We start from the raw sequence: 24,147 nt of genomic DNA on the forward strand, positions 1-24,147 counted from the left end.
ATTACGACTCACTATTTTTTATTGTAAAACTATGTCAGAACTTGCTTGGCGATCACAGGTAATTGTAAACCTGGGGGATAATTTCTCTCTGCTTTGATGCGTTGAATTTCTGCTTCAGTGATTCGCAGGTTTAATTTTTGGATTAAAGCTTTAACTACATCACCCTTATCGATAGTACCAGCGACAGTTCCCGCAGGAGATAGTACGGTGATTTCGGAGATTTTTTCCTCTTCCAACTGATTAATGATTTTTGCCAGGGAAGTTGTTTCACTAACTGAGGGAATTTCTGTCAGGGGGTGAACAATATCTAGGAGGGTTTTACTTTCCCATTCACTGCGTTCGATTTGCCGCAAATCATCAATTTTTACCATTCCCCGATAACGTCCATCGGATTCAGCAAAGTAGACTTGGGGATTATCACTGGCTAGTAAGTATAAATCGGCGAAGGAACGTAAATTTTGATTAGCATCAACTATGCGAAAATCCCTTGTCATCACTTCCCCAGCAGTGATTTTCAGTAAGGTTTGTTGTAAGGTAGTGACACGCTCATAGGTAGTTGCATTACGCACACCAAACCATCCCAAAAAGGCAATCCATAAGCCGGTGACGAGTTCTCCTGTGAAGAAATCCACCACAAAACCCAGGGCGATCGCCACATATCCCAGAATTTTACCTGACTGGGCTGCAAATTTGACTGATTGCAAGCGATCGCCAGTGATTTGCCAAATGGCAGCTTTTAATACCTGTCCTCCGTCTAAGGGTAAGCCAGGAATCAGGTTAAATAGAGCTAAAACTAAGTTAATGCGGGCTAAATCCTGCGCCATTGACCGCAACAGCCAGGAATCACCTAAGAAATTCTGCGCTAATAACTGTAAAATTATAAACAATCCAATACTGACTAATGGACCGGCGATCGCTACCTGAAAAGCTTTTCCTGGGGTTTTGGATTCTTCCTCAATTGAGGCAATACCGCCAAATAAAAATAAGGTTATTGAGCTAACTTTGATACCTTGTCCCTGGGCGACTAAACTATGACCTAGTTCATGTAATAGTACTGACACGAAGAGTAAGAGCGCCATCACCACACCGGCGATCGTTGCTGTTATCGTGCCTAATGTTTGATAAGCTACAGCGAAATTGAGGGTTGCCAACCCCAAAACCACAAACCACAAAGGGTCTAAAAATAGGGGAATTCCAAACAAAGACCCGATTTTCCAGTTAGTTTGCATTCTTATTTCCTAATCAGGTTACTTCTATTTTAGAACAAGTCAGCCCCTACGGGGAATTCAAAATTATTAACCCCATAAATAAATTGAGCTGCTTGATTTAGCTAATACAATATTTCTCACACGAGGTGTCTCTAAATATATGTTTTTGCCGCTTAAACAAATCAAGATAGAGGCTTGTATCCTTAATTAAATAATTTAACATTATTTCGATAATTTTGTTTGTATAGGGTATTTACAGGGTATATTTAAATTTGGAATTGCAGCAAAACGACGGTCAATATATTCCGATATAAACAACAAAAATCAGCCCATAGATACAGGCTGACTTTGATATTATGCAGCAGCATTTCATATTAATTATGGCAAAAATTATTAATGATGCTTTTGCAAACAAATTTGTAATTTTTCTGCCACGACCTGTACATTCGGTTCCTGAAGTAGAGATAAATGGGAACCAGGAATATAATCCAAATCAATTTCACCAGTTACCACTTCACCCCAACCAAATAGGCTATCATATTTCATTCCTAATGCTTGACTACGATTTTTATCTTCAGTTCTTAGTAAAGTTAAAGAACCATCATAGGTAAGATAATCATAATTACTGAAAGCAAGTGCATTCGCTTCTGCAACTTTAACGTGCAAATCCTCTGCATCTAAATCCTTTGTCACATCTGCAATGTGAGGTGTGGCATTCAACAAATGTTGATATTTTTGTTTTTGACTATATTGCCGCCAAATTCTGTGAATTTCTGGAAATATCTTACTAGGATTTAGAAGGTATCTTTGCACATATAAAGGTATACGAGCCAGCAAAGGTATACGCTGAATATAATTGGGACGACAGGTATCTATTAAAATCAACTGAGCAACTGCCTCACCTTGTTTCTGTAATTGTTGCGCCATCTCAAAAGCTACGACACCACCAAAAGAATAACCTCCCAAAAAATATGGACCTTGGGGTTGTACAGTGCGGATAGCTTGCAGATAGTAATTTGCCATCTCTTCCACTGTGGTGTGGGGGGTAGATTTGCCGTCCAATCCTTGGGGTTGTAGGGCGTAAATTGGCTGATCTATGTCTAATTTTTTAGCTAGATGGTGATAGCATAAGGTCTCACCACCTAGGGGATGGATTAAAAACAAGGGAGCTTGGGAACCAGAAGATTTGATTTCTACCAGAGGCGACCAATTATCAGTAGTTTCTGTCGAAGAGAAAGTAATATTTTCGCTTTGTTGTGAAGATTTTGCAGTATAATTACTGGGAGACTGAGGAACTATTTTTTGCGGAGTGAGCAGTTTTGTCAGAGCGGCGATCGTTCCTGATTTAAACAGAGTATTTAAGGGTAGTTTTTGGTGGAAAATATTCTCAATTTTCGCAAAAAGTTGTACCGCGTCTATGGAGTCTCCCCCTAAATCGAAGAAATCATCGGTAAGACTAATCGGGTGAATGTTGAGGATTTCTTCCCAAAGTTGGGTTAATCGTTGTTCTATATTTTCATGATGAGTGATTGTTTCCAATCCACAACTGGGGAAACTGGGTTGTTGGGGAAAATTAGTCATCGAACTCTAGCCTGTAATTGTGAGAAGGGTGTAAAACCAGTTAGTTATTAACTGCTGGATTTCCTAAGAGTCAATAAGTCCCTATCACTGATTTAGCTAACGCCACAGCAAAATAGAATCCCCTTGCAAAAGAGAGTTCTGGAGAGTTTATTGAAACTTAGTTCATAGATACACATTCCTCACAGAGGATTTACGAAAATATCATAAGCTTTTTATTTTTCTTTACATTTTTCTTCCTGAAAATACCCAGAAGCTATGCTGTATCGCGACGCAATTAATACCCCCTAAATCCTATTTTTTCGTCTGAATTACCTGCAAACTTCCCCCTGCGTAGAAATTTTGCTGACTGTCTCGAAAACCAGAGGCTGTTAATAAACCCAATAAATCTGTTTTTAATAGCATCCATGCAGTCTCAGTTTCAAATAGCCAGAAAAATATCCATAGACCTGGTATAAAAAGTATATTTTGTGGCTGATGAAAATCTACTAAAGCAAATACTCCCCCTGGTTTTAAAACCCGATACACTTCCCGAATAATCTGCTGTAATTGTTCCGGTTGCATTTCGTGTAAAGCAGCACTAGTGTGTACCAAATCAAAGGAATTATCAGCAAAGGGCATATTTTCAGCAAATGCTTCTACATACTCTGCTTGGGGGACGTTTTTTTTGGCTCTTTGCAAAGATAGGGGTGAAGCATCCAAGCCAGTAACGTTTTGTGAATATTTCAGGAGAAATTGCGTTGCTTGACCACTACCACAACATAGATCAAGAATCCTGTCATCTTTCCCTGAGTTAATTGTTAAGCCTTGTAAAGCGAGTTGACGAAATTTTCCCTCACCGCCGACGCTCAAAGCCGCTAAACGGGAGATAGTATCGTAAAACCATTGGTAACGGTAGCTCAAATCACGGAAAATTGTTGCCATAAATTCTTTCCTTGCTGTTAACTTATATATTTAATAAAGATATTATTGTTAACCTTAGTAAAAAAGCTGAAAAGATTGGGGGACTAAAACTGCTATGGGTCGTGTAGGTGTATTATTACTCAATCTCGGTGGTCCAGATAAGTTGGAAGATGTCGGACCATTTCTTTACAATCTGTTTTCCGATCCAGAAATTATTCGCCTACCATTCCCCTGGTTGCAGAAACCCCTGGCTTGGTTTATTGCATCACGGCGCACTGGTAAGTCTCAGGAGAACTACAAAAAGATTGGTGGTGGCTCACCCTTGAAACGCATCACAGAGGCTCAAGGTGAAGCGTTGAGGGAGGAATTAAAAGTTATGGGTGAGGAAGCCAATATATATATTGGTATGCGTTACTGGCATCCATTTACCGAAGAGGCGATCGCCAGTATCAAACGTGATGACATCGAGCAATTAGTTATTCTTCCCCTCTACCCCCAATTTTCCATCAGCACCAGTGGCTCTAGCTTTCGTCTACTAGACAAAATTTGGCAAGAAGATACAACTCTGCAATCCCTGGAATATACAATTATTCCCTCCTGGTATAAGCAACCAGGCTATCTCCAAGCCATGGCAAGACTGATTGCCCAAGAACTCGACCAATTACCCAACCCAGAATCAGCCCACGTCTTTTTTAGTGCCCACGGTGTCCCCAAAAGCTATGTAGAAGAAGCCGGTGACCCCTATCAGCAGGAAATAGAGGAATGCACATATTTAATTATGCAAACCCTCAACCGTTCTAATTCCTATACCTTGGCATACCAAAGCCGTGTCGGTCCTGTAGAATGGTTGCAACCCTACACTGAAGACGCGATCGCCGAATTAGCCAATAAAGGTGTCAAAGAATTAGTCGTTGTACCCATCAGTTTCGTTTCTGAACATATCGAAACCCTAGAAGAAATCGATATCGAATACCGGGAAATTGCGGAAGAAGCAGGTATCCATAATTTCCGTCGTGTCCCCGCATTAAATACTGACTCAGGATTTATCCGTGCCCTAGCAGACTTAGTAGTTGAGGCGAAACAAACCCCCAGCCTCAAGTTGTCCCAAGTCTATCAAATGAAGAAGAAGGTGAAAATTTATCCCCCAGAACGTTGGGAATGGGGTATCACCACCAGTGCAGAGGTGTGGAATGGTCGCATCGCTATGCTAGGATTTATCGCTCTATTAATGGAGTTAATTACCGGACATGGTTTACTACACTTAATAGGGATTTTACATTAGGGGTAATAGGGAATGGGTAATGGGTGGATAGTTAATCATAAAGCACTCTTGCCCTTAACCCTTTCCGATACCATTGATACCAATATCTGCCACTACGTACAGCCAACCACAGCATTAACAAGGCAATTAAACCACCATGCCAAGGTGCATCAAAGGCTAAAAATACCAGGGCAACACACAAAACATCTTGAATAAATACAACCCAAAGAGGCAAACCTCGCAAACGGAAAAACCAACCCATTTGCACTAGCTGAAGCACTAAGGCGAAACAACCACCCACCACGGCAATCAACCAGTGAGGTGCAGGTGTTGCTGGTGCTACTGCCAATCCCATAATTCCCCCGACAATGGGAGAAAAAATTAATTGCACTACCTGTAATATTCGTTGCCCGATTAACTGCTTTGAGGCATATATTTCTACCAACGACCAAGTTGTGAGAGTGCCTAATAATATAGGGGTGGAAATATGACACAAAATAGGTACTTCTGACCAGAGATTGCTACCTTGAAAAATTCCGATACATAGTAGAGGCAGGGCAATTCTCATTCCTGCTGCCGCAGAAGCAGAAAGAGCGGCTAGGAGTTCAATCATAGCAGTATCAATAAATACTAATTTTTAAATCAGAACTGTCTATATACTTCTTTCTGCGCCTGGATATGTCCACGCGGAAAGATGTAATATTTGGTAACCTGATGCTTAACCCCGTACGTATTTAATACGGTTGTACACGCAATTAGTATTATTTGGGAAGGGGGAAGAGTATTTTGCTATTAACTGTTAATTACCCATTCCCCATTCTCCATTACCCCACCCAACTAGTACAGGACGGCTGAAATAAACCACCCATTCCAAATGTCTGAAACACTTGCAGCAAAGTAATTACGTTAGCGTAGCTCTCCCGCAGGGAGCATTACGTTAGCGTAGCTCCTCCGCAGGAGGCATTACGTTAGCGTTAGCTCTCCCGAAGGGAGCATTCCGCGTAGCGGTACTAGCCTTAAATCCCCAAGCGTGAGTATATGGCATCCAAATGTTGCAGGTGATGTTGGGGGTCAAAACAAGCACTGATTTCCTCTGGTGAGAGTTTCTCTGTGACGCGAGCATCTTGACTTATCAGGGCTTGGAAGTTACCTTCTGGCTGATTCCAGGCTGTATGGGCACAGGATTGGACAATGGCGTAGGCTTCTTCCCGTTTTGTACCTTTTTCTACTAATGTCAGCATGACTCTTTGGCTGAAAACCACACCACCGTAACAGTTCATGTTTCGCGCCATATTTTCTGGATATACCAAGAGATTTTGGATTAAATCCTTTGTTTCCTTAAGCATAAAGTGGGTAAGAATGCAAGCATCTGGTAACATAACCCGTTCTACGGAACTGTGGGAAATATCTCGCTCATGCCAGAGGGCAACATTTTCCAGGGCTGCAACGGCGTAGCTCCGCACCATTCTTGCCATTCCTGTCAGACGTTCGGAACGGATAGGGTTGCGTTTGTGGGGCATGGCAGAGGAACCTTTTTGCCCCTTGGAGAAATATTCTTCGACTTCAAGAACATCGGTTTTTTGCAGGTTGCGAATTTCAACGGCAAAACGTTCGATGGAGGCGGTAAGTAATGCCAATTGTTGAACATAATCGGCATGGCGATCGCGGGAAATTACCTGAGTTGAGGCAGCATCAGGTTTTAATCCTAATAACTCACAGGTTAAAGCTTCTACACGGGGTTCGATATTGGCATAGGTTCCCACAGCACCGGAAATTTTCCCGACGGCGATGGTATCCCGTAGAATTCTTAATCTATCTTGGTGACGCAATACTTCCGCTAACCAACCAGCGAGCTTGAAACCAAAGGTGATTGGTTCGGCATGGATACCGTGCGATCGCCCAATCATCACGGTATACTTATGTTCCCTTGCCTTGTGACGAATTGCTAGAATCACCTCTTCTAGCTGTGCCATAATTAAATCTAAACTCGCCACCATCTGCAATGCCAAAGCGGTATCCAAAACATCGGAACTAGTCATTCCCAAATGGATATAACGCCCTGCATCACCAACATATTCATTTACGTTTGTCAAGAAAGCAATCACATCGTGGCGGACTTCCGCTTCAATTTCCAAAACTCGCTTGACATCAAACTTTGCCTTTGCCTTAATTTCTGCCACTGCATCCTTGGGAATGTAACCCAGTTGTGCTTGTGCTTCGCAGACAGCAACTTCAACTTGTAACCAGGTTTGGAATTTATATTCGTCAGTCCAAAGATTGCCCATTTCCGGCAATGTGTAACGCTCAATCACAGTCCGCCACATAGTACAACCGTCATATTGTACAGTTAAGTGCAGTCGAATGAATTTAAGATTTGAGATTTTGGGTTAGATAATTCTTGATCAATCAAATCACCAACTCAACACCCTACGGACTTGCGTCCTAGCTATTCAAAGTAGCAGTTATTACCAAGGTTCATGGACTCTGTATTCCTAATTCCCAATTATCTGTGTTTTCGGATACTTGCCTGAGATTTTACACAAAATTGAGAAAAGTATATTTTACCAACATCTCAACAGCTTTAATTATGGCTACCATCAAATATATTCTAGGGTAGAAAATTTTCTATCTGAACAGACAAACCGATATCGATTCTTGGTTCATTTTTCATAAAATGGGATAGCACTACACACTCATTATCATCAGTAATAAATCCGAAATATTCATTTTATTTAAGTATTTTTTCGCAACCGTGAAACATATATTTAAGTTACTATGCCTTTGTGTATTGTAAGAACACGTACTCAAATGATTAGTAGACTTAAATTAACAGCTAAGTTCAATATACTACTATTACTAATTTTGATTATGGGTTGTATAGTGAGCGGTTTAACTTTATCCGCAGCTATGCAAAACAGAGCAGAACGTGAAATTATGGATAAAGCAGAAATGCTCATCCAAAATATGAATTCTGTGAGAAACTATACGAGCGAAAAAATACAACCATTACTATCAGATAGACTGAAGACGGAAGAGAAATTTATTTCGGAAACTGTTCCCGCTTATTCTGCACAAAAAGTATTTGAGAATTTTCGTAATCATGCTGATTATAAAAACTATTACTATAAAGAAGCAACATTAAATCCCACCAACCCTAAAGATAAAGCAGATAAGTTTGAATCTGAACTAGTAGAAAAATTTCGCCAACAACCAAACTTAAAACAACTGACTGGTTATCGTAATTTGTCTGGAGAAGATTTATTTTATATTGCTCGACCTTTAAAAGTTACTAAAGCCAGTTGTTTGGAATGCCACAGTCATCCAGATGTTGCACCCAAAAGTTTAATTAACACTTTTGGCTCCCAAGGTGGGTTTAATTGGAATTTAAATGAAATTGTTGCGGCTCAAACTATTTATGTCCCAGCCAAGAATATTTTTGCTAAAGGACATAAAAATTTATTATTAGTAATGGCTATTTTTATCAGTTTTTTTATTGTTTTATTATTCCTGATTAATATTCTCCTGAAAAACTCCGTAGTCAAGCCAATTAAAACTATCACTAAAATTACGAAAAAGCTGACAGCAGGAGACATTATCAACTTAGGTTCAGAAAATAATGCCGAAGCTATGGCATTAACTGTAATTGCTCAACGTCATGATGAAACTGGACAATTGGCAAAAACATTTCAACATATGGCTCAAGAAGTCCGACATCGAGAATATGGATTGAAGCAAGCACAAGAAGAAATTAAGCGTAGTGAAGTATATTTTCGTTCCCTAATTGAACAAGCTTCCGATGTTATTTTAATTCTGAATCGAGAATATCAGATTCGTTATGCTAGCTCTTCACTTCAACGTGTGTTGGGATATGAAATTGCAGAAGTGTTAAATCAAGATATTATTAATTTTCTTTCTTCAGAAGAAGTAGAAAGAATATTTAATTTTATTAAAAAAAATATTGATTTTGCTGGTGTCTCACCATCGATAGAATTACAATTTCGCCATCAGGATGGTTCTTGGCGAATTATGGAAGGAGTTATTAAAAATTTGCTAGATGACTCAGTTGTTGAAGGCATAATTTTTAATTTACGCGATTTAACTCAGCGCAAACAGGCAGATGAAAGACTGCGCTTATTAGAATCAGTTGTTGTTAACTCTAATGATGCAATTGTCATTACTGAGGCAGAACCTATTGATATTCCCCATGGACCGAAAATTATCTATGTGAACAAAGCTTTTTGCAATATGACAGGCTACAGCTTGCAAGAGGTAATTGGGAAAACACCTCGTATATTACAAGGAAAAAATAGCGATCGCCTAGCCTTGAAAAAAATTAGAAATGCATTAGAAACATGGCAGTCAGTCAATGTCGAAATGATTAATTATCGTAAAGATGGAACAGAATATTGGGTAGAAATAAACATTGTTCCAATCACCGACAAAACAGGATGGTTTACCCATTGGGTAGCCATAGAAAGAGATATCACGGAACGCAAACTAGCAGAAGAAGAGTTGCGGGAAAGTGAGGCATCAATTAGAAATTTATACGAAGTCACAGCAAATATTGAACTCAGTCTCTCTGCGAGAGTCCAACAGATGTTGCAAATGGGTTGCCAACAATTTGATTTAGAGGTTGGTACTCTCAATAAAATAGATGAGGATGATGTTGAAGTGATGAATGTTTATTTATCAGAAAACTGTCCTCTGATTGTTTGCCAAGGTGACATTTTTAAGTTAAACGAGACATTCTGTTATGAAACAATAAATGCAAATAAGGCAATTAGTATTGTCAATGCTAGTCAAAATAAATGGAAACATCATCCTTGCCATATTCGTAGACAAGTAGAAAACTACCTCGGAACAACAGTGATTGTTGCTGGTAAAGTTTATGGAACTCTGAATTTTTATGGTACTAATGCTAAATCTTCATCTTTCAAATCCTTACAGATAGAACTTTTAAAATTGATGGCTCAATGGGTAGGGAGTGAAATTGAACGTCAGGATTTTCATATAGCCTTACAGCAACAGTTACAAAAAACTATATTACTCGAAAAAATTACTCAAAAAATTCGCCAAAGTTTAAATACACAAGATATTTTACAGACAACAGTTAATCAATTAGGTCAATCTCTAGCAGTTGATCGCTGTGTAATTCATTATTATATTGAAGACCCTAATCCCAGCCTACCTTGTGTATCAGAATATTCGACATTAAGCACAAAATCAATGCTCAATTGCGATATTCCCGTAGTTGGTAATCCCCATGCAGGACAAGTTTTAAATCAAGATAATGCTGTTGTTTCTGATAATGTTTTTACTGACCCATTACTAATTTCAGCCGAACATATATGTGTGGAATTAAATATTAAATCAATGCTGGTTGTTCGTGCTTCCTATCAGGGGCAAACAAATGGTGTACTAGCATTACATCAATGTAATTATCAACGTCAATGGCAAAAAGATGAAATAGAATTACTCGAAGCTGTTGCCGCTCAGGTTGGGATTGCCCTTGCTCAAGCACAATTATTAGAACGGGAAACTAGTCAACGGGAATTATTAGCTCAACAGAACCAGGAGTTAAATATAGCGAAAAAAGATGCAGAAGCCGCAAACCGCTCCAAAAGTGAATTTCTGGCAACCATGAGTCATGAAATTCGGACTCCCATGAATGCAGTAATTGGGATGACAGGATTATTGTTGAATACAGAATTAACTGCTTCACAGCAAGATTTTGTAGAAACAATTCGCAGTAGTGGAGATGCTCTGCTAACGCTGATTAATGATATTCTTGACTTTTCTAAAATTGAAGCTGGCAAATTAGATTTAGAAGAACATCCATTTGAATTACGTTCTTGCGTTGAAGAAGCACTAAATCTCTTAGCCCCTAGAGCTTTAGAAAAAAAATTGGAATTAGCATGTTTAATTGAACCAAAAACTCCAAATAGAATTGTGGGAGATGTCACCCGCTTACGACAAATTTTAGTGAATTTACTGAGTAATGCAGTTAAATTTACGGCTAGTGGAGAAGTTGTTGTTTTTGTGAATGCTCGTCCTCTTGATCATATAAATAACAGTCGAGACAATCTTTACGAAATTGAATTTGCAGTTAAAGACACAGGTATTGGAATTCCCGCAGATAGGATGAATCGTCTATTTCAATCCTTTAGCCAAGTTGATGCTTCCACTACTCGTCAGTATGGAGGTACTGGACTAGGTTTAGCAATTTGTAAGCGTTTGTGTGAGTTGATGGGAGGTAAAATATGGGTAGAAAGTGAAGCCGGAGTCGGTTCAACATTCTCCTTTACTATTTCGGCGATCGCCACAGCTAATCAACCATCCCCAGAAGAAAATCCTGCTCATGAGTTTCTCGGAAAACGAGTTTTAATAGTTGATGATAATACAACTAATCGACAGATACTAAGCCTACAAACCCAGTCATGGGGAATGTTCAATTGTGCCGTAGAATCTGGTACAGCAGCACTGGAATTGCTTGATAAAGGGGTATCTTTTGATTTGGCAATTCTGGATATGCATATGCCAGAAATGAATGGTATTACCCTCGCAGAAAAAATCCGTCACAAGCATAACTGCGAGAATATGCCTTTGGTAATGTTAACTTCTATCAATGCCCAAGAAATCGTCACACAAATCAAAGATGTTGAATTTGCTGCGATTATTAACAAACCTATTCAGCAGAGGCAGCTTCACCGCACACTCAACCATATCCTCGGAAATAACTTAATAAAAGTTCAGCAATCTCCTTCTCCCTTCTACAATTATCAAGAGCAGCGATCGCCAACTTTACCTTTAAGAATTCTTTTAGCAGAAGATAATACAGTCAATCAGAAAGTTGCATTGTTGACCTTAGAGCGGATAGGATATCGTGCAGATGTGGCAGGAAATGGTTTAGAAGTTCTTCAAGCTTTGCAACGTCAACCTTACGATTTGATTTTGATGGATGTGCATATGCCAGAAATGGATGGATTAACTGCAACAGAAAGGATTTGCCAAGAGTTTCCTGAAAATCAACGTCCACGCATTATTGCCATGACTGCAAACGCTATGCAGGGGGATAGGGAAATATGCATCAAAGCAGGAATGGATGACTATATTACCAAACCTATCCGAGTAGAAGAGTTGCAACAAGCACTCAGTAAATGTGAACCATTAAATTATCAGCAAGAATTGATAGAACCAGTTGAGAATATTGAAACCGAAGCAGCTAGGGTGATGGAAGTGATTGACGAAAGCGTTTTACAAGAATTAAAGGATATGGCGGGGGAAGATTATGTAGCATTTTTAACTGAAATTGTGAATGCTTTTGTGGAAGATGCTACTGCAAGTATTGGTGCGATCGCCACTGCAATTCAGCAAGAAAATCCAGGAGAATTGAAGAAAATAGCTCACGGACTCAAGTCTGCAAGTGCTTATTTAGGTGCGATGCAATTTGCCCATCTTTGTCAACAGCTAGAAGCTTTAGGTCGTGATGGCGCGATCGCAGGTGCATTAGAAATATTTGCCCAATTACAACAAGAGTATCAAAAAGTTGAAACTGCATTATTATTAGAATGTCAAACATCCTAACTAGATTCCACTAAATTCAAGATATTAGTAATTCTCTGACTATATTTATTTCCAGAAAATTAAAATAAAGGTGCAACAAGTGCAAACTATTGATGAACTGAAAAATCAGAGTAACTTCCCAGTAGTAATCGCCGATGATCAGGGAATCGTTATTGATATTAATCATCATTTTGAAACTGTCTTTGGTTGGAATCATGACGAAATTGTTGGTCAGATGCTCAGTGTGATTTTGCCGCCATTTTTCCGTGATGCACATCACCTCGGTTTCTCCCGCTTTACTGCCACTGGCAATGCTACGATTTTAAATCATCCTCTAATTCTGAAAGCGATAACTAAGGATAATCGAGAAATTGAGTCAGAACATTTTATTATTGCTGAAAAATCCGAAGGTAAATGGATATTTGCAGCTACTCTCCGTCCGCTTGAATAATAATTATGGCAGACTTAAATCATCAAATTCATGAGCTACGTAGCACCCTTGGAAAAATGGAAATTGCCTTAGGAACTGTCGATGAGGGAATCGTCTGGACAGATAACCGAGGCAGAATTCAATGGTGTAATAGTACTTTTGATAAGTTGGTCAAAAAAACACATATTTTGATTTTAGGTCAACAACTAACTGATTTATTACATTTATCTCAAAATGGGGTAGCTGTAGAGAAAAAACTACACCCTGTAATGCAAGCACTAGAGGGAAAATCTAAAGGAAAAGACCAATATGAATTTGGAGGTGATGACTCTCGCTTAGTTTTAGAAATATCTTGGTCATATCTACAAATGCCAAGTTCTTCCCAGGAAGATAGTGATATTTCTTCCGCAGTCATTGTGATTCATGATATTACGGAACGCAAAGCCGCAGAAATATTTTTACAGGAGGCAAAACGCAAATTAGAGCAAAGAGTACAAGAGCGCACCCAGGAATTAATTTTATTAAATCGACAATTATTTGAACATAACCTGGAATTAGAAGAGGCGAGAAAAGTAGCAGAGAATGCCAGTCAAGTCAAAAGCGAATTTTTAGCTACGATGAGTCACGAAATTCGCACGCCTCTGAATGCAGTCATCGGTTTAGCAGAATTACTCTCGAATACAGAATTAGATGCGACACAACTAGATTTTGTCAACACAATTCAAAGTAGCGGTGAGATGTTACTTACCCTAATTAATGATATTCTCGATTTTTCTAAAATTGAAGCAGGGGAGTTAAAATTAACCCAAGAGGTATGTGATTTAAAGTCTATTATTGATAGTTGTATTGATATTATTCATTTTCCAGCTATAGCCAAAAAGCTGAAATTAGACTATCTGATTGCATCACCGACACCTAACTTGATTATTTGTGATGCTAACAGGCTAAGTCAAATCTTATTAAATATTCTCAATAATGCAGTAAAATTTACCGAATCTGGTGAAGTTTATCTTTCGCTGAAATCTAGAAAATTAGATAATTCCCAGGAAACTGTATCGATTTCATCCCCCTCAACCTATGAGTTAGAATTTTGCGTTAGAGATACAGGTATTGGTATTCCTTCTGGAAAAGTCAATCAACTATTTCAACCTTTTAAACAACTTGATGCTTCAATGAGTCGTAAATATGGAGGTACCGGACTAGGATTAGCTATTACCAAAAGATTGGTAGAAATGATGGGTGGAAAAATTTGGGCAGAAAGCCACAAAGGTATAGGCTCTAAATTTTTCTTTACTGTCATTGTCTCTGAATCGGTACCATTGCCAGTCGAAAATTCTTCCAATCAAGAAAATAATAATTCTGATAGAAATCTGATTGGAAAACAAATACTTTTTATCGATAATAGTATCTATCAAAAAAGTATAATTCAACAAACCCAGGGGTGGGGAATGTTAAACTGTGCAGTTTCTACAGGAGAAGAGGCTTTAACATTCATTACAAAGGGGATTAAATTTGATTTAATTATTCTAGATTCCGAATCCCTCGATATGGATGGGATGTATCTAATTAAAGAGATGCGTCAGCAATATTCATGGGGGAAAATCCCAATCATCATATTATCTTCTCCATTACAGCCAGAATATGACATCCCTAATTCAGATAATGATGCCATATTCATCATCAAAAAACCTATACAAGAATCACAACTCTATGAATTATTACAAAACCTTTTTCGAGAGAAACAAATTACACAAAATCAAATCACTAATATCAAAACACCTGCAAAACCTATGGTTACTCAACATCAATCCTTACGTATTCTCCTTGCAGAAGATAACTTAGTTAATCAAAAAGTTGCGCTGTTAGTTCTGAAAAAGATTGGTTATTGCGCAGATGTGGCTAATAACGGCTTAGAAGTATTAGAAGCCTTACAAAAACAAACCTATGATGTTGTGTTAATGGATGTGCAAATGCCAGAGATGGATGGCTTGACAGCAACACAAAAGATTTGTCAAAAATGGTCTAATTCAGAACGTCCACGTATCATTGCCTTAACTGCTAACGCTATGCCAGGAGATAGGGAAATGTGTCTGAATGCTGGAATGGATGATTACCTTGCCAAACCAATTAGAGCGGAAAACTTACAAATTGCGCTGAGTAAATGCTAGGGAAGGTAAGTTAACTTGAACAGTGTAAGAGGATGTTAATGATTTCCCCCAATTTCCACAGGATAATTACAAAATCAAAAGCACCTGAAGTGTTACCATGTTTCCACTCCAAGTGCTATTGATTTTAAAACTTGCTCCTCACACACAACAATAGAATAGACCTATTTGTAGATGATGAAACCTTAGTTTGTGACACTTTCACAAGTGCGATATTATCCTATGTTCCTGTGGGATAGAACATGGGTATGGAACATTGTTTTGATGGTGTCGATTGGGGTACTCACAAATCTTTATATTTCTATATATTTCTATCACCCTGTTGCCTATTTGTATCAAGATAAATAACTATCTTCCGGATACAGTAAATCCTGCCCAATGGTAGGGATGTTGGTAAAGTCTTTCCTGGGGATGCATTTGGCTAACTTTATATTGTTCTGTGGCTAAATGTGTACGAATTCTTAATCCTTCTTGGGGAAGGTTTTTCAGCAAATCTTCATACCATTTTGTGAGTTCTTCTGCTGTTAATTCTTGTAACCATTGCACAGTCTCAGCCATGGCAACTTCTGGAGGATAACCCTGATGAACTCGTCGATAAAATTCAATCATCACCACCGCACTCGCAGCTGATTCCACATTCCACAGGTTACTGACAACAAAGGGGATTCCCTGGGAAAGGAAACCAGTAATTAAGTTTGCATATTCACCAGTGATTACTTGTTTCTCTGGGGTTTCCAATCCACTGATAGACAGGGTGACGAGATTGTAAGCAGTTAGCGATCGCTGAAATATTTCTCCCAGGTTAAGATTTTCTGACTCCGCTAAAATTAATCCAGAAAGTAGAGGGGAACTAGCATTTTCAGTAGTTTGTCCTGTGAAATGCAAGATATTATAGTTTTGTTCGAGGTTTTGACTCACCTGTTTTTTAGTTGCTTGCAAACCCTGTAAACGCAAGGGTTTATTAAACATTTGACTGATGATTTCCGATTCAATCTTGGCAAATTTCAAGCTGGCATAATCTGTATTGTTTGGATGTTCAATACTCAGGAATTTTTTCTCACGATTTTGTAGCAAGTCCGCAGATTTCAGATAAATACCAATTTGGACACTTGGTAAATAGCTAGTTGTAAAATTTGTGGTTTGAGGCGATAGATGGAACAGAGCATGGAGAGGAAGTTTATGTAAGCTACAGTGGGGAATAATAATCAGGTGGGTGATATCTTCTAACTCGTGAATAATTGCCGAAATATTCAGAATTTCTCCCAATCTGGCGAGATAGTTTTCCATCTGCAAACGCCAATGATGTTGATGTTTGCTTTGTTTATCCTCTGATATGTTTTGGTATTCTTGATATGCTTCCTGCCATGATTTCAGCCAGTCTGTAAATTCGATTAGTCGGAGAGTATCCTCAGGGATGGGGGGTTCAGCGAAATAGTTACCATCGATAACTGGGGTGAAGATGGGTATGGGTTCTGTAGAGTTGTACTTAATGATAAATGTTCGTAGGGAAGAGGGGCTAATATGCCAGTAAATAATTGCTGTTTGGGGATTAAGTAGTTGCTGAACTTGAGAATAGTTGAGATAGGAAATTTCTTGATTCCAGTCAAATAGGAGCCAAGTAAAACAAGCGTTTTTCCAGTACTCTGCAATTTCCCATGCTTGAGCTAATTCACCGAGTTGTACAGCAATATCAACTGATAGTTGTCCAATGGTGGAGAATTTTAAGGCTAATTGTTTTTTCTGCTCTTCCGTCCGATTTTCATCCATCAAAAGGCTTTGTAAGCTTGACAGAGAACGCTCATTATTAATTTGTGCTTGCGTGATTTCTCCCAGATTAACCAATACTTTTGTGAGACTTTGTAAGACTTCTAAATATAGATAGGGATGAATATCAAAATCGATAGTTACTAATGCTTGATTATAGTATTGTTGAGCTTGTAACCAAAACTCACGGGGCGCGAGATTTCTCATCCCCATATCATAGTAGGTATTGCCAATTGCCAAATGTAAGCGACTGTAACCTTCTGGATGAAACTGGGGATGAATGTATTGTAATGCGGTTCCATAGGTGGCTAATTTTCCGACTTCTCCCCGTTGATTGAGTTCAGGATTTTCTCTGGTGAGGGTATGTAAGTTGCTGAATTGGGGATTATGTCTATCAGAATAACCGACTGCGTTTCCACGTCCGATCCAAGCTTCCCAGTATTCGGGTTGAATTTGTAATGCACCATCACAGGAAGCGATCGCCTCCTCATATCTACCGAGAGCAAATAGGGAAACAGCTCGGTTATACCAAGCAAAATAAAAATCTGGATTAATTTCTAAGCACTTTTCATAGGAGACGATCGCCTGTTCTTTTTCTCCTATATTGTCTAAACCAATACCTCTGTTATACCAAGTCAGATAAAAATCACGTTTCAGGGCGATCGCCCGCTCCCAAGTCACAATTGCTTCTTGCCAACGTCCCAAACTACCTAAAACTACGCCTTGATCTAACCAAGCATCGTGAAAATCAGGTTTGATACGGGTAGCTTGAGCATAAGCATGGATAGCTGCTTCTTTCTGGGCTAATTTTTCTTGAACACCACCCAGAGCATACCAAGCCTCAGGAAAGTTGGGCTGAATTTTGATGGCTGTCTCGTAACAAGTTTGAGCTTCTTCCCAGGCTGATAATTCTACCAAGGCTAACCCCTTACTATACCAAGCCAAATGGAATTCGGGATAAATTGCTAAAGCCTCGTTATAGTCAGCCAAGGCGGGGCGAGTTTGTCCAGTTTCTGCCAAAGCAACTCCTCGATAGTACCAACTAATGGGGTCATCTGGTTCTAGTTCTAGAGCTTGGTTGTAGCTGGCGATCGCCTCCCCAGGATATCCTAACTTCAACAGTGCCAAACTCCGGCTAGAGATAGCTTCTAGGTAATTGGGTTTTAGTTCCAAAGCTCGATCAAAACAAGATATAGCCTCTTCAAAGCGTTGTAACTCTCCCAGGGCAGCCCCCCGATTGTACCAAGCTTTATGAAAATCAGGTTTCAGGTGTAAAGTTTGGTCATAGGATTTAACCGCCTCAGTAAAATTATTGAGATAAAACAGAGTCAATCCACGATTAAACCAATATTCGTAGATTTGACCATCCAAGGCAATAGCTTGATTATAGGCAGCGATCGCCCCTTGTAAATCTCCAGTTTTTGCCAACTGTAAACCTTGACAAAACCACTCTTGAGCCTGATTTTCCTCGGTTTGGGAAGTGGAAACCGTCCAATTAACAGGTAATTGAGGTACAGCATTCCCAGTTTCTTCCAGCATCACCAGTAAATCACCTAACTCGGTGTTGCTTTCTGGTGGCAAATTTGACCAGTAATCCCAGTCGGCGACAGCTGCCTGTAGACTCTGCGCTACCCAAGCATCTTCCTCAGTTGGAGAGTTCCCAGAATCGGCGATTTGTGAGTTAGTTAACCAGGGGGATTCCCACCGAGAAACTTCTGTGGATGCCGGAACTAATGTATTCTCGACAACATCTCTTTCTCTAGTAGTGACATTTGTCCTAGGAATTGTTTCCGGAGCATCTGCAAAAATAGAAGTATTATTTTGTTGCCCATCATCCCAGTAATCACTGAGATTTCTCGTCAATAGGCGAATACCAATATCATAGGAGAGATCGCCCACAGTCCCGATATTCATTTGTCCTAGCTGCATCATTCTTTCTGCTAGTTGATGATTCGGTACAGGAGATGTCAGTAATCTCTCACCAAAATCCAACAGCCACTCAATCCAACGATCAACAGAGATGCGATGTTCCATCCTTTGCAGATACTTACCTGCCCACTGTTGTCCCCGTCCCTGATAAACTCCCTCTAGTAGCTCAGTAAACAGAAATTCTAAATCAGCATTTGTGAGTGCGGGTGGCTGTACCGCATTTCCAGTAGTCAGACGCAGTACAGGAGTCTGCTTTCTGCCTAATAGGAATTGATAAAACTGTTTAAGCCACTGAAATAGCCGCTTGAGCATCTCCCGGTATCTTGGATGTGGTTCATATAGATTGTAGCGATCGCTGTCATAAAAATGTCACAATTTCTCGAAAAACTCACTATATTTACAGAGAAAAAGCTGATGAATTCTCAGCAAATTCCGAAAATACGCACTAAATCACTCAATCAAGCCGAAAAATCAGCAATGAGTGGTGAGTAATGGGGAATAAACCAGATAGAAAACTTTACAGAGTTCCAGATGAACCCTGGGAACTACCATCAGCTAAAAATAATTGACTCGTAAAAATTTTTGCAGGTAATCCTGTGTCCCCCGCCACCATTTTACACAAAGAAACACATCAGAAATTAATATATTTTTCGCCCCTATCTGCTGATAGACAAAGAGAAAAAGCATATTTTGCCCATCCTCAAACACTGTCAGTACAGAAAACATCTCAATACATAACTTGGCAAAGTATTCTGCCTGGGGAAACACAGTGACAAACCAAGTGTGAAGCAGCTATCCGGTAATTTGCAGAACCAGAAAAAGAAATTAGATAACAACCTGAAAAGAATTAGCTTGGCGATCGCTCCCATTCTGTTAAAATATCTTGGTCGTTTCATCTGATTCCGTCCGTCTTTGAGTCAGTCAATAGACCTTATTAACGTCGATACCTTAGCGCAAGAACTGGCAACGATTCAGCAAACAGGTTCTAAACGAATCGCCTTGCTGGGTTCGCGTCACGTCCCCATCACCCACCAAACCCTGATTGAAATGATGACTTATGCCCTAGTTCTATCGGGCAACCGCATCATTACATCCGGTGCCACGGGGACAAATTCAGCAGCCATTAAAGGGGCAATGCGGGCAGATCCCAACTTATTAACGGTGATTTTACCCCAAAGCCTAGAACGCCAGCCCCACGAATCACGTCAGCAGCTAGAGCAAGTTATGCATCTAGTAGAAAATCCCAGTAATGACCATATGTCATTAGCAGAAGCAAGTTATCTGTGTAACAAGGAAATTGTTTCCCGTTGCCAACAGCTAATTTGTTTTGCCTTTCACGACAGCCGCACATTGCTACAAACCTGTGGCGATGCTGAAGAACAAAGAAAAGTAGTCACCCTATTCTACTTTGATTAGTCATCAGTCATTCGTCCATTGTTTATCGTAATTGGACTGATGACTCTTGACTAAATGACAAGCACAGCGTAAATTCACCACCCATACCCTACGGGAAGGTGCTATGGGTACATAACATCAAATCAACGCTGATGCTATGTTTTTTCGTGAGTTGGGAATGTTGACTTGTGACTATTGCATTCCGTGTAGCGGTACAAAGAACAGATAACTAAGTAAATGCCTATTTTTTTATACTCAATTGCTGCCGCCGCCGTCTTGATATATTTTCCCTATATGGCTGTTGGCTATGCCCGTGCCCGTGTTGGTTATGATTTATCTGCACCCCGTGCCATGTTTGATAAATTACCACCCTATGGTCAACGGGCAACCTGGGCACATCAAAACTCCTTTGAAACCTTTATGGTGTACTCAGTTGCAGCGATGATGGCATATGTCACAGGAGTTAATTCTCAGTTAGCTTCCAGTGTAGCGATCGCCTTCCCCGTGGCACGGTTTTTCTACTCCATTTTTTACATTGCTGATATTCCCCTGTTACGCTCTCTGATGTTTGGCATTGGCTCCTTCAGTTGTGCTACCCTCTTCGTTTCCAGCATCATGAAAGTTATGAATTAGGAGGGGATAGGGAGCAAAATACAATTATCAGCAAAAACACCCTTCCCCATAACCCATTAACCATTACCCATTACCCATTCTCAAATTCTCTTATGGCTTCTACTTTTTCTTTTGATATTGTCAGTGACTTTGACAGACAAGAATTGGTAAATGCTATTGATCAAGTCAACCGTGACGTAAACAGTCGCTACGACCTCAAAGATACAAAAACAGAAGTAGAATTAGGCGAGCAAAGCATTACCGTCAGTACAGATAGCGAATTTACCCTGGAATCTGTACATAATATTCTGCGAGAAAAAGCCGCAAAACGTAACCTTTCCCAAAAAATCTTTGAGTTTGGCAAAGTTGAATCCGCTAGCGGCAACCGCGTACGTCAAGAAATTAAATTACAAAAAGGTATCAGTCAAGAAATCGCCAAACAAATTAGCAAGTTAATCAGAGACGAATTCAAGAAAATCCAAGCATCCATTCAAGGTGATGCGGTACGAGTCAGCGCGAAAAGTAAAGATGAACTGCAAACAGTAATTCAACGTTTAAAACAGGAAGATTATCCCGTCGCGTTGCAATTTACCAATTATCGTTAGGAGTTCTTTTTCAACTCAACCTTGCATTTAAGTGACAAATTTCTGTTCTGAAAATTATTGCAGTGCGGGCATCTTGCCCGCTTACTCTGTGCGAATGCATGCTCCATTCTTGGTTTTCCCTAATTGGGACGCTGAATAATTGATTCCATCACCCGACGCTTATTCTTCGGGTCAATAGCGACTAAGCGCACATATTCACCACCATACTCAGCTAAACAAGATTCTACCGTGGAAATGGCATCAGAGTCGCCATTAATTTGTCCCACACTGCAACTTTGCCAGGAACCCATACGAAAACGTCGTTCATCAACGTGTTCCACACCGATTTTATAACCTTGGGCAAGGATATCGCGGATTTTCTCTTGGGTTTCTAGGTTTAAAGAATTTGGGGAGACAACAGGACTGTCATAGGCGCGATAATAATTATTGTTGTGTGGCTGGTTTTCTGACTGATTTTCTGACTGATTTTCTGCGGAAGTTGCAGGTTTGGAGAGACTGCGAGAATACAAACCGCGATTATATTCTGTCACCAATTGGGAATCTTCCACCCGTTTTTGTTCTCCCACGATACGATTACCCATTTCCAGCAGTTGGGAGAGGTTGAAGTGGGGTTTATTAAATATTGGCTTACCTTCGAGACTATTCACCACTCGTTGGGATACTTTCTCTACACCCACCTGATGAATAAACTCTCGAATTTGCTGATCATAAATCCGCGATCGCAGCGCACTAAAAAAGTCCACAGACTGATTCACAAAAGTATCAACTAACTGTTCAATCTCCTTGGAAGTCAGTTCATCTTCGGCAAAGATTCCCCCCACAATCCCCACCTTGTCATCACGGTCGGGTTGCCAGTAGAATTTCTCCATCCGCCCATCCCGCACCAAGGGAGCATAGAGGGTAGTGAAATCATTGCCGGTGACGATAATGGGTACACGGTACAAGGGTGTCGCATCATAGCTACCAGGTAACTGCACATCCGTAGGATTATCAGCAATATTCATCAGTGTGGCATTCACCAACTGAGTATTTACCGTGTATTGTGTCCCCTCATCAAATCTTCCCGCACCCGCATCTAAATCATTAATCATCAAGACGCACATTTTTCCCCGCACCTTGATTAATTCCGAGGTTTCACGGTAACGCAAGCGAATTAATCTCGCAGGATCACCCGCATCGGGACTTTCCAACTCACCACCAGAAATCAGGGTGACTTCTATTCCCATTCTTTCAAAAACTAATTCGCACTGAAAAGATTTACCCTCACCCTTACGTCCATGGATACCTAGAATTAAAGGTACACGAATACCAGGTAAATCCAGAAAATTCTTCGTGATGTGAACTGCCAACTTGTCAAGGAAGCGGGGAGCGATGTAGTAACCCATATTCTGCGAAACCAATTGCACTGCTGAAACATTATGTTACGTTTTTTGTGACATTGATACAGTTAGATTCATGAATCACTTCACAATGCTGCTATGACGACTTATTTACCCCGTCAATCTCGCACCACACATCAGGATTTACCACCCTTAGAAAGTGAGGAAAGCTTAATTTTACCAAGTCACAGTCTGGACTGGCTCTACTTCAGGTAAAATACATAATTCAGAACCTTTCTCCTCAACATCATGGGCAATACTTTTGGTCATTTGTTTCGCATCACGACTTTCGGCGAGTCTCACGGGGGTGGAGTGGGAGTTGTAATTGATGGTTGTCCGCCACAATTAGCGATTTCAGCAGAGGAAATTCAGGTAGAATTAGATCGCAGACGACCAGGACAAAGTAAGATTACTACGCCCCGCAAAGAAGAGGATAAGTGTGAGATTCTCTCCGGGGTATTTGAAGGTAAAACCCTGGGAACACCGATCGCCATCATCGTGCGCAACAAAGATACTCGCCCCCAAGATTACGACGAAATGGCACAAAAGTATCGCCCTTCCCATGCAGATGCTACCTATGATGCTAAATATGGTATTCGTAACTGGCAGGGTGGTGGTAGATCCTCAGCCAGAGAGACAATTGGTAGAGTTGCCGCAGGGGCGATCGCCAAGAAAATTCTCCAACAAATTGCCGGAGTAGAAGTCATTGGTTACGTCAAACGCATTAAGCACCTCGAAGGAATTGTAGATCCCAATCAGGTGACTATGGAACAGGTGGAAAGTAACATCGTCCGTTGTCCCGATGCGGAATGTGCCGATAAAATGATTGAACTGATTGAGCAAACTGGCAAACAAGGTGACTCAATCGGTGGTGTGGTGGAATGTATTGCCAGAAATGTCCCCAAGGGTTTAGGTAGCCCCGTTTTTGATAAGTTAGAAGCAGATATCGCTAAGGGTGTCATGTCCCTACCTGCAAGCAAAGGTTTTGAAATTGGTTCCGGTTTTGCTGGTACTACCCTCACAGGAATTGAGCATAACGACGAATATTACATCGACGAAAACGGAGAAATTCGCACCGTCACCAACCGCTCTGGTGGTATTCAAGGTGGTATTTCTAACGGCGAAAATATTATTATTCGTGTAGCATTCAAACCCACTGCAACCATCCGCAAAGAACAAAAAACCGTTACCAAGGAAGGGGAAGAAACCATGTTAGCAGCCAAAGGGAGACACGATCCCTGCGTTTTACCCCGCGCTGTTCCCATGGTAGAAGCCATGTTAGCCCTGGTATTATGTGACCATTTATTACGCCATCACGGACAATGTGACATCTTATCCTAGGGTTATGCATGATT

The 24,147-nt window shown here is 40.2% G+C and carries 17 protein-coding genes; 9 read left to right on the forward strand and 8 right to left on the reverse strand.

The window, feature by feature from the left end:
- Nucleotides 1-29 precede the first annotated feature (29 nt).
- The 3 genes from IJ00_RS06890 to IJ00_RS06900 form a co-directional block, all read right to left on the reverse strand.
- Entirely contained in the window at nucleotides 30-1,229 is a 1,200-nt protein-coding gene (locus tag IJ00_RS06890; RefSeq protein WP_035151323.1) for a site-2 protease family protein, read from the reverse strand.
- A 372-nt stretch (nucleotides 1,230-1,601) separates the two neighbouring features.
- Nucleotides 1,602-2,789 carry an alpha/beta fold hydrolase gene (locus IJ00_RS06895; protein ID WP_052754408.1) on the reverse strand — a complete coding sequence of 396 codons (1,188 nt, stop codon included), beginning with the start codon at nucleotides 2,787-2,789 and terminating at the stop codon, nucleotides 1,602-1,604.
- Nucleotides 2,790-3,080: 291 nt separating this feature from the next.
- The gene (locus IJ00_RS06900; protein WP_035151326.1) at nucleotides 3,081-3,710 is read right to left on the reverse strand and encodes a class I SAM-dependent methyltransferase; all 630 of its coding nucleotides are present in this window, start codon (nucleotides 3,708-3,710) and stop codon (nucleotides 3,081-3,083) included.
- Nucleotides 3,711-3,804: 94 nt separating this feature from the next.
- On the opposite strand from IJ00_RS06900, the gene hemH reads away from it, so the two are divergent.
- A complete protein-coding gene (gene hemH / locus IJ00_RS06905) occupies nucleotides 3,805-4,971 on the forward strand; it encodes a ferrochelatase (RefSeq protein WP_035151329.1) in 1,167 nt (388 codons plus the stop codon).
- Between the two features lie 31 nt (nucleotides 4,972-5,002).
- Here the strand turns inward: hemH and IJ00_RS06910 are convergent, their stop codons facing one another.
- Complete coding sequence (locus IJ00_RS06910) at nucleotides 5,003-5,563, reverse strand: DUF4126 domain-containing protein (protein WP_035151332.1); 561 nt, start codon at nucleotides 5,561-5,563, stop codon at nucleotides 5,003-5,005.
- A 403-nt stretch (nucleotides 5,564-5,966) separates the two neighbouring features.
- Complete coding sequence (gene purB / locus IJ00_RS06915) at nucleotides 5,967-7,262, reverse strand: adenylosuccinate lyase (protein ID WP_035158570.1); 1,296 nt, start codon at nucleotides 7,260-7,262, stop codon at nucleotides 5,967-5,969.
- Nucleotides 7,263-7,818: 556 nt separating this feature from the next.
- Between purB and IJ00_RS06920 the strand changes: the two genes are divergently transcribed.
- From IJ00_RS06920 to IJ00_RS06930, 3 genes are all read left to right on the forward strand, one after another.
- Complete coding sequence (locus tag IJ00_RS06920) at nucleotides 7,819-12,534, forward strand: response regulator (RefSeq protein ID WP_238178447.1); 4,716 nt, start codon at nucleotides 7,819-7,821, stop codon at nucleotides 12,532-12,534.
- 79 nt (nucleotides 12,535-12,613) lie between these two features.
- Nucleotides 12,614-12,964 (forward strand): PAS domain S-box protein, encoded by a 351-nt coding sequence (locus IJ00_RS06925; RefSeq protein WP_035158572.1) that lies wholly within the window; start codon nucleotides 12,614-12,616, stop codon nucleotides 12,962-12,964.
- Between the two features lie 5 nt (nucleotides 12,965-12,969).
- On the forward strand, nucleotides 12,970-15,111 hold the full coding sequence (locus IJ00_RS06930) for a PAS domain-containing hybrid sensor histidine kinase/response regulator (RefSeq protein WP_052754409.1): 2,142 nt from the start codon (nucleotides 12,970-12,972) through the stop codon (nucleotides 15,109-15,111).
- A gap of 345 nt (nucleotides 15,112-15,456) precedes the next feature.
- On the opposite strand, the gene IJ00_RS06935 is transcribed toward IJ00_RS06930, so the two are convergent.
- On the reverse strand, nucleotides 15,457-19,113 hold the full coding sequence (locus IJ00_RS06935; RefSeq protein ID WP_035151337.1) for a tetratricopeptide repeat protein: 3,657 nt from the start codon (nucleotides 19,111-19,113) through the stop codon (nucleotides 15,457-15,459).
- 54 nt (nucleotides 19,114-19,167) lie between these two features.
- Here IJ00_RS06935 and IJ00_RS29875 point away from each other — a divergent pair, with 54 nt between their 5' ends.
- Nucleotides 19,168-19,293 (forward strand): hypothetical protein, encoded by a 126-nt coding sequence (locus tag IJ00_RS29875; protein WP_256388847.1) that lies wholly within the window; start codon nucleotides 19,168-19,170, stop codon nucleotides 19,291-19,293.
- Nucleotides 19,294-19,356: 63 nt separating this feature from the next.
- On the opposite strand, the gene IJ00_RS28820 is transcribed toward IJ00_RS29875, so the two are convergent.
- Nucleotides 19,357-19,569, reverse strand: a complete 213-nt coding sequence (locus tag IJ00_RS28820) for a hypothetical protein (protein ID WP_168163436.1) — start codon at nucleotides 19,567-19,569, stop codon at nucleotides 19,357-19,359.
- A 144-nt stretch (nucleotides 19,570-19,713) separates the two neighbouring features.
- Between IJ00_RS28820 and IJ00_RS06940 the strand changes: the two genes are divergently transcribed.
- The 3 genes from IJ00_RS06940 to IJ00_RS06950 all read left to right on the forward strand — a co-directional run bounded on the left by IJ00_RS06940 (nucleotide 19,714) and on the right by IJ00_RS06950 (nucleotide 21,413).
- Nucleotides 19,714-20,217 (forward strand): hypothetical protein, encoded by a 504-nt coding sequence (locus IJ00_RS06940; RefSeq protein ID WP_035151340.1) that lies wholly within the window; start codon nucleotides 19,714-19,716, stop codon nucleotides 20,215-20,217.
- Between the two features lie 216 nt (nucleotides 20,218-20,433).
- Entirely contained in the window at nucleotides 20,434-20,829 is a 396-nt protein-coding gene (locus IJ00_RS06945) for an MAPEG family protein (RefSeq protein ID WP_035151342.1), read from the forward strand.
- A 92-nt stretch (nucleotides 20,830-20,921) separates the two neighbouring features.
- Entirely contained in the window at nucleotides 20,922-21,413 is a 492-nt protein-coding gene (locus IJ00_RS06950; RefSeq protein WP_035151344.1) for a YajQ family cyclic di-GMP-binding protein, read from the forward strand.
- Between the two features lie 119 nt (nucleotides 21,414-21,532).
- Here IJ00_RS06950 and IJ00_RS06955 read toward each other — a convergent pair whose 3' ends face one another.
- The gene (locus tag IJ00_RS06955; RefSeq protein WP_035151347.1) at nucleotides 21,533-22,798 is read right to left on the reverse strand and encodes a ribulose bisphosphate carboxylase small subunit; all 1,266 of its coding nucleotides are present in this window, start codon (nucleotides 22,796-22,798) and stop codon (nucleotides 21,533-21,535) included.
- Nucleotides 22,799-23,041: 243 nt separating this feature from the next.
- Here IJ00_RS06955 and aroC point away from each other — a divergent pair, with 243 nt between their 5' ends.
- Nucleotides 23,042-24,133: a chorismate synthase gene (aroC, locus tag IJ00_RS06960; protein ID WP_035151350.1), complete on the forward strand. Its 1,092-nt coding sequence runs from the start codon at nucleotides 23,042-23,044 to the stop codon at nucleotides 24,131-24,133.
- The last annotated feature ends 14 nt before the right edge of the window (nucleotides 24,134-24,147 follow it).

Source organism: Calothrix sp. 336/3, assembly GCF_000734895.2.
Lineage (GTDB): Bacteria > Cyanobacteriota > Cyanobacteriia > Cyanobacteriales > Nostocaceae > 336-3.

Bases quoted from the DNA above. Each gene is read 5' to 3' on its own strand.
- IJ00_RS06890 (WP_035151323.1), bottom strand. From the start codon at position 1,229: ATGCAAACTAACTGGAAAATCGGGTCTTTGTTTGGAATTCCCCTATTT.
- IJ00_RS06895 (WP_052754408.1), bottom strand. From the start codon at position 2,789: ATGACTAATTTTCCCCAACAACCCAGTTTCCCCAGTTGTGGATTGGAA.
- IJ00_RS06900 (WP_035151326.1), bottom strand. From the start codon at position 3,710: ATGGCAACAATTTTCCGTGATTTGAGCTACCGTTACCAATGGTTTTAC.
- hemH (WP_035151329.1), top strand. From the start codon at position 3,805: ATGGGTCGTGTAGGTGTATTATTACTCAATCTCGGTGGTCCAGATAAG.
- IJ00_RS06910 (WP_035151332.1), bottom strand. From the start codon at position 5,563: ATGATTGAACTCCTAGCCGCTCTTTCTGCTTCTGCGGCAGCAGGAATG.
- IJ00_RS06920 (WP_238178447.1), top strand. From the start codon at position 7,819: ATGGGTTGTATAGTGAGCGGTTTAACTTTATCCGCAGCTATGCAAAAC.
- IJ00_RS06930 (WP_052754409.1), top strand. From the start codon at position 12,970: ATGGCAGACTTAAATCATCAAATTCATGAGCTACGTAGCACCCTTGGA.
- IJ00_RS06935 (WP_035151337.1), bottom strand. From the start codon at position 19,113: ATGCTCAAGCGGCTATTTCAGTGGCTTAAACAGTTTTATCAATTCCTA.
- IJ00_RS29875 (WP_256388847.1), top strand. From the start codon at position 19,168: ATGTCACAATTTCTCGAAAAACTCACTATATTTACAGAGAAAAAGCTG.
- IJ00_RS06945 (WP_035151342.1), top strand. From the start codon at position 20,434: ATGCCTATTTTTTTATACTCAATTGCTGCCGCCGCCGTCTTGATATAT.
- IJ00_RS06950 (WP_035151344.1), top strand. From the start codon at position 20,922: ATGGCTTCTACTTTTTCTTTTGATATTGTCAGTGACTTTGACAGACAA.
- IJ00_RS06955 (WP_035151347.1), bottom strand. From the start codon at position 22,798: ATGGGTTACTACATCGCTCCCCGCTTCCTTGACAAGTTGGCAGTTCAC.
- aroC (WP_035151350.1), top strand. From the start codon at position 23,042: ATGGGCAATACTTTTGGTCATTTGTTTCGCATCACGACTTTCGGCGAG.